Raw genomic sequence first — 5614 nt, 5'->3', positions numbered from 1 at the left:
TCTCATTCAAAAGCCACTCTTTTTATGGGGGGATTACCCCTCTGCCACCACACCTGCCCAAATCGACGTAGCCGCCCCCTGAGGGATGCTCTTGAACTGAAACGATGGTTTTCCTTCAGCATTAGCCTGCTCATTAATTCCCGCTAACATTTCTTCAAGTGCGCCTTCTGGCATGTGACGCGGCAGTTCGGTCATGATTCCACCTGGATGAACTGCCGTCGCTCTCACGCCGCGTGCGCGATGTCACGCATCAAAGGCAACGGCAAAGAGGATATTGGCCGTTTTGGAGCGTCCGTAAGCAACAAATGGCTCATATGAAGTATGCTCGAAATTCGGGTCTTGGAGATCAACGTCTGCAAAGCGATGACCAGCGGAAGACACATTCCCCAATCGAGACGCCCTCATCGAGGCAGTCTATCGTGCTGAATTGGATAAGCTTGCTGAAGCAGCACCGGTTCTTTCAGCGCGCCATCCACCAGTGGAGGCACTCCGTGCGTGGATGCTATTGTTCGTCGATTATATTGCAGCCAAACAGGTCATAGCCCCTGCACTCAAGGGACTGGTTGACGGACCGAGCACACTTTACGCCCAGTCGGGAACGGTTCTCCAAACTGCAATTAACACACTCGTCGCAGCCGCTGTCGAGAGTGGGGACATCAGCACGGACATTGAGCCCATTGATCTGCTCCGTGCCTTAGCTGGCGTGTCGAACTTTTCGGCAGGCCCTGGCTGGGAGATCGGAGCCAAGAGACTTGTCAACATTCTCATCGCAGGATCGCGTCCCCACAAACCCCATTCACTGCAATGATAATCCTACGTCCGTGGGGATTGAACAGGGCCCAACACAATGGCGTGTATGTTCCATGAAGCGTCTCTTGTATTGGATTATGGGTCGACAATGCGCTTACGGATGATGGTCTTGCCCCCCAATAGGCCAGCCGTTACCTGAGAGGTAAGACAAGCCTCTCAGGCAAGGAACCCCAGCAGTTTCAGCCCTCGCCAGAAACGCGAAGATATAGCCGTTCATCGTTAACGGACTGTTAGGCCATTCGCACCACTGTGTGACATTAGTCAATAGACGGGCAGTCCCCTGCAAACCGATATTTTAACCGCAAGATAATTCTGACAGCACCAGTCTTTTTTCACCCTTCTGTAGCAACATCGACACAAAGAGAATTTTATGAATTGCGAATAATTCGCATCCTTATTAAAGGCAAATGCGAATCATTATCTTAACGGTGATAACAATGCCTCCGCGTTTTGTATTCCTATGCGGCACCATGCTGCTGGCACTGCCCTACCCTTCTGTCCACGCGGAACAGAAACAAATAGAAGATCTTTCAAAAACAAACAAAAAGAAGGAAGAGATATCGGTCATCGGGTCCCGTAATGCTGTCAAAAGCAGTACGGGCACCAAAACAGATACGCCACTTATCCGCACGCCACAGACCATTACCGTTCTGACCAATGAAGAACTGCTACAACGCAATGCGCTTTCACTTAATCAAGCTCTGACCTACGTTGCGGGCGCCATGACAAACTTGCGTGGCGGCAATGTTGGCCGGTACGATCAGATGACCATCCGTGGCTTTACACCTGCCCTCTTTCTGGATGGCATGCGGCTGCTTGGCGGCGTTTATGCTACGCCGCAGCTAGACTTCCATCGTATTGACAGTGTGGATGTCATCAAAGGGCCGGCATCCGTACTATATGGCAACTCCTCGCCTGGAGGCCTTATTAATGAAAGCAGTAAAACGCCCCTAACTGTGCGGAAAAACGTGGTTGATTTTTCGGCAGGCAATTACAACCTCATACGGGGGTATGCAGACCTGACCGGACCGCTTGATACCAAAAAGCACTTTCTTTATCGCCTGATCGGTGGCGGAGAGAAAAGTGATGGTTTTATCCGCACAACACGTAACCTACGTTATTATATCTCGCCAGAGCTTAGTTATGTGCCTGATGAAAATACATCTATCACGTTCATAGGCAGCTATCAGCGTGATCCTCACAGCGGCTCATATGGAGGTGTGCCCGCCATTGGGTCTGTTCTGCGAAACCCCTATGGTCAGTTACCGCGAAATTTTTATGATGGCGACCCTAATTATGAAATTTTTGACCGTAAACAGGGATCAGTTTCAACACTTATTCGTCATCGCTTTAACGATATTCTCAGCTTCCGTTCGAATTTCCGCTATCAGCGCATGGTTCAGAGCTATCGACAGGTCTATTTCAGCTCTCTCAACACAGATATGCAGTCAATACGCCGCGGTGCCGGTGGCAGTGATGAAAACTATGGTGGTCTGACGCTGGATAACAGCTTCACAGCCAAATTTCATACAGGTCTATTACGACACACAATTCTGGCGGGACAGGATTATTTCGACAATAACGGTAATTATCGTATGCGCTTTGCACAAGGTGCTGCAAACGGTGTGCCAGACCTCAATCTGTATCACCCCACTTATGGCTATCAGTGGAACGATTTCGTCACCGGCGCGCCAAGGACAAATGTTTCACAGCAGCAACTTGGCGTGTACGGGCAGGACCAGATTGAAATCGGCAATTTGAATCTAATGGGCAGCATACGCAATGATTGGTATCAGCAAAAAAGCACAACAAGCAGCAGTGCCTCCCGCCTGAGCCAGAACAAAATAACCTGGCGCGTAGGAGCCTTATACGCATTCCGCTTTGGTCTAGCTCCCTATTTCAGCTATTCGACATCGTTCGAACCACAAACTGGCGCGAACATTTATGGAACCTCCTACAAACCCATTACCGGCCGACAATATGAATTTGGCATGAAATATCAGCCCAAAGGCACAAAAACCATTCTAACGGTTTCGGCTTATGATCTGGCCAGGCAGAACACTCTCATTACAGACCCCAGTAACCCGTTAAACTCAATTCAGGGCGGCGAAGTGCGCACAAGAGGTGTGGAAATGGAAGGGCGTGGAGAAATCATTCCCGGACTGAACTTTACTGTGGCACTGACCTATATGGAATCCAACTACGCAAAAGGTAACCCGCCTACTGCCGGTATCATAAATGGTAGTGCTGCACCGGGTGTCACCAATACCCGTGTTCTGGGAGCTCCTACATGGATGGCGTCCACCTTTCTGTCGTATGACTTTCATCGGGCGCGTTTTGCATGCGGTCCATGGCGGGGTTTCACCGTTGGCGGTGGCATGCGCTACACCGGCCCAAGTGACGGTGCTTTCACCAGCATGGTGAGCGGAGCAACAGCTTATACACGCTTTGCAGCCCCAGCTTATACTCTGGCTGATCTGATGATGAGCTATGACTTTGGCACACTTGCCCGCAGCACTGAGAATTTCAGTGTGCAACTTAACGTCAACAATGTGCTGAACACAAAATATGTTTCATCCTGTGCCGTAACAGGATGGTGCTGGTATGGTGCTGCCCGCACAGTAGTTGGCGCTGTTCATTACAGCTTCTGATTGGTCTTTTTCAAAATGCTCTGTTGCTATCTCCAACAGAGCTTCCGCCTGTGCCTTCAGTCAGGAAGGGACCCGTTCAAGCTCTTGGGGAAAAATAGGTCTTGATATTGTTTTATATCTAACCTTGATCCAAGCTTTTTGGTTAGTCAGAACTGAGCAGATGGGATTTGAAAAGCTTTAGGTTTTAAGGGTGCCCCTGCGTTTTCAGATTCATTCTATTTCTCCTCCACCATACATTGATAGAAGTAAATACCGAAGCCCATTACTAGACTTCGGCAGTCAACCGGCTCCTGTATAGCACTTAAAAACTATGAGTTTCTCAAATAACGGGGATAAGAAAGCATTGCCTATGCGATGCTCCTTCAAGCCTACATTTTACTTTGTTCTGGGAACAATAATTGAGTCTGAGGATTTTTTATCAGAGTTGAGCACAGCGCCACCAGATTGCGAAGAGTAAGTGGCTGTCGTGGATTGCTGCGGCGTTCTAGGAGGATGAAAAGCTGAAACGGGGCCGAAGATACCACCCGCAGATCTCTGCATCGTACCTTCCGGCTGGCGAGCACAACCGCGTGTAATAATGGAACAGATACCATCTGTTCCTACCATTTCATCGTTATTCCCTGTATAATGCACATCAGAGACACGGTCATGGTCCAAGCGGATCACAGCAGAGCAGGTTGTTCCACCCCCACCGCCAAGTTGTGCAATTGTTGTGGCAATGTCGCCAATCGGAATAAGAGTGGAGCCACCGTAGCTCGGCTGCGGCTGCGTTCCCGTGTAAACAAATATCTGAGTTGTATCATTGATCTGTTTGGTTGCCGTTGGCAGGCCAGCACAAGCCTGCAGATCGTAAGAAGTCATTCCAATCATGGTGATCTGCGCTTTATGAGCAGCCCGTGAATCAAAATACCCACACCCACTTACACTCATAGAGAGTGAGGCGACTGCAAACAAACCCGCAATACGACACTTCATTTCTTCAATTATCCTCAGCCATTGCCCAAACCCTCACACTATGAAGCGTAGGGCTTCTAAGCTACTGCGCTCTTTCCATACAATGCAATAGGTCAAATAAGCTTCTAAATATTTCTTTTCTGACAAATAAATCATTCCCACATAAATATATCTCTCTTATTCTCTCTATATTTCATTCTCGCAATCAAAAAAAATAACATCGTTTATCTTGCTTTCTCTATCGCACCCTATCATCATGGACTTTTAAAGTTCCGTCTGACATCTAAAGACTGCCATACCAAACGGCCTATAAGGCCAAAGGAGAATTTGCTGATTATGTTGGTCTCGTCTCGTCGTAAGGCGCTTATCTACTCCCCTCTTCTCCTCACTCTTTTTGTGCTGAACGCCTGCATTAGCCCCGGCCAGCCACCAGCCCCTCCTCTGCCTCCCTTGGAAAAAACTATACCGTTCACGTCTGCTGATGCAGATTTCTTACAGAAACTCAATGATATGGATCTCACCCAGATTGCGTTGGCCAATATCGCCAGGACCCATTCTGCTCGTAACGATATAGCTCTTCTCAGCGCGACCATCGTAAAAGAGTTAACAGAAAACAAAGACACTCTAACCCAATTGGCCACAGCTCACACATTGACTCTCCCGACCCAACCTTCTACGCAAAGCCAGAAAATCATTAACCATATGAAACATTTGCGCGGTTTGGCATTTGATCGAAGCTACACTCGTTATTTCATGAGCAGCACAACTAAGATGAAATCAGTCCTTGATGCCCAAATCACGACCTCAAAAAACACAGATCTAATCAAACTCTCAAATGATACACAAGCCAAGCTCACAGCCTATCAGGCACAAATCAAATAAGCGCTATTCAAAAAGCATATCATTATTAAAAAGTCGGATAAATTTTTTAGTGCCAATGGCTTCCTGTTCCACAAGGGGAAGTCATTATATTGCACAAAAATGAAATTATTTATTGAATTACAAATAAAAAAAATAAGTTAAAAATTATTTTTAATACATTATAACTTATAAAAAATTCAACATTCTAATATAATAAAAATTTGAAATGTTCCAAAAACAATCTATTTTGAGTATCTCTATTTGATTTTATTTCTCAGAATTTGGAGGGAGCAAAACTCTTTGGGGCTGGCATAGGTAAGCGAATAAAGGCTTGATAT

General features: G+C 47.1%; 4 protein-coding genes and 1 pseudogene. 3 read left to right on the top strand and 2 right to left on the bottom strand.

The features are described 5' to 3' along the window. Positions 1–39 precede the first annotated feature (39 nt). A pseudogene (locus AD944_RS17630) lies at positions 40–396 on the bottom strand (SDR family NAD(P)-dependent oxidoreductase); the annotation flags it as partial. An 82-nt stretch (positions 397–478) separates the two neighbouring features. On the opposite strand from AD944_RS17630, the gene AD944_RS17340 reads away from it, so the two are divergent. Further along, a complete protein-coding gene (locus AD944_RS17340; RefSeq protein ID WP_456303679.1) occupies positions 479–808 on the top strand; it encodes an SbtR family transcriptional regulator in 330 nt (109 codons plus the stop codon). Positions 809–1247: 439 nt separating this feature from the next. Next, positions 1248–3461 (top strand): TonB-dependent siderophore receptor, encoded by a 2214-nt coding sequence (locus AD944_RS01400; protein ID WP_052427250.1) that lies wholly within the window; start codon positions 1248–1250, stop codon positions 3459–3461. 375 nt (positions 3462–3836) lie between these two features. Here AD944_RS01400 and AD944_RS01395 read toward each other — a convergent pair whose 3' ends face one another. Further along, positions 3837–4331 (bottom strand): hypothetical protein, encoded by a 495-nt coding sequence (locus tag AD944_RS01395; RefSeq protein ID WP_045543235.1) that lies wholly within the window; start codon positions 4329–4331, stop codon positions 3837–3839. A 420-nt stretch (positions 4332–4751) separates the two neighbouring features. Between AD944_RS01395 and AD944_RS01390 the strand changes: the two genes are divergently transcribed. After that, on the top strand, positions 4752–5297 hold the full coding sequence (locus tag AD944_RS01390; RefSeq protein WP_045543232.1) for a DUF4142 domain-containing protein: 546 nt from the start codon (positions 4752–4754) through the stop codon (positions 5295–5297). The last annotated feature ends 317 nt before the right edge of the window (positions 5298–5614 follow it).

The sequence above is a fragment of the Acetobacter tropicalis genome (assembly GCF_001580915.1).
In the GTDB taxonomy this organism is placed as follows: domain Bacteria; phylum Pseudomonadota; class Alphaproteobacteria; order Acetobacterales; family Acetobacteraceae; genus Acetobacter; species Acetobacter tropicalis.
Note: the sequence above shows the minus strand (reverse complement) of the source record. Positions and strands in the feature narration are given on the sequence as shown.

Excerpts from the sequence above, each read along its gene's own strand:
- AD944_RS01400 (WP_052427250.1), top strand. The coding sequence starts at position 1,248 with ATGCCTCCGCGTTTTGTATTCCTATGCGGCACCATGCTGCTGGCACTG.
- AD944_RS01395 (WP_045543235.1), bottom strand. The coding sequence starts at position 4,331 with ATGATTGGAATGACTTCTTACGATCTGCAGGCTTGTGCTGGCCTGCCA.
- AD944_RS01390 (WP_045543232.1), top strand. The coding sequence starts at position 4,752 with ATGTTGGTCTCGTCTCGTCGTAAGGCGCTTATCTACTCCCCTCTTCTC.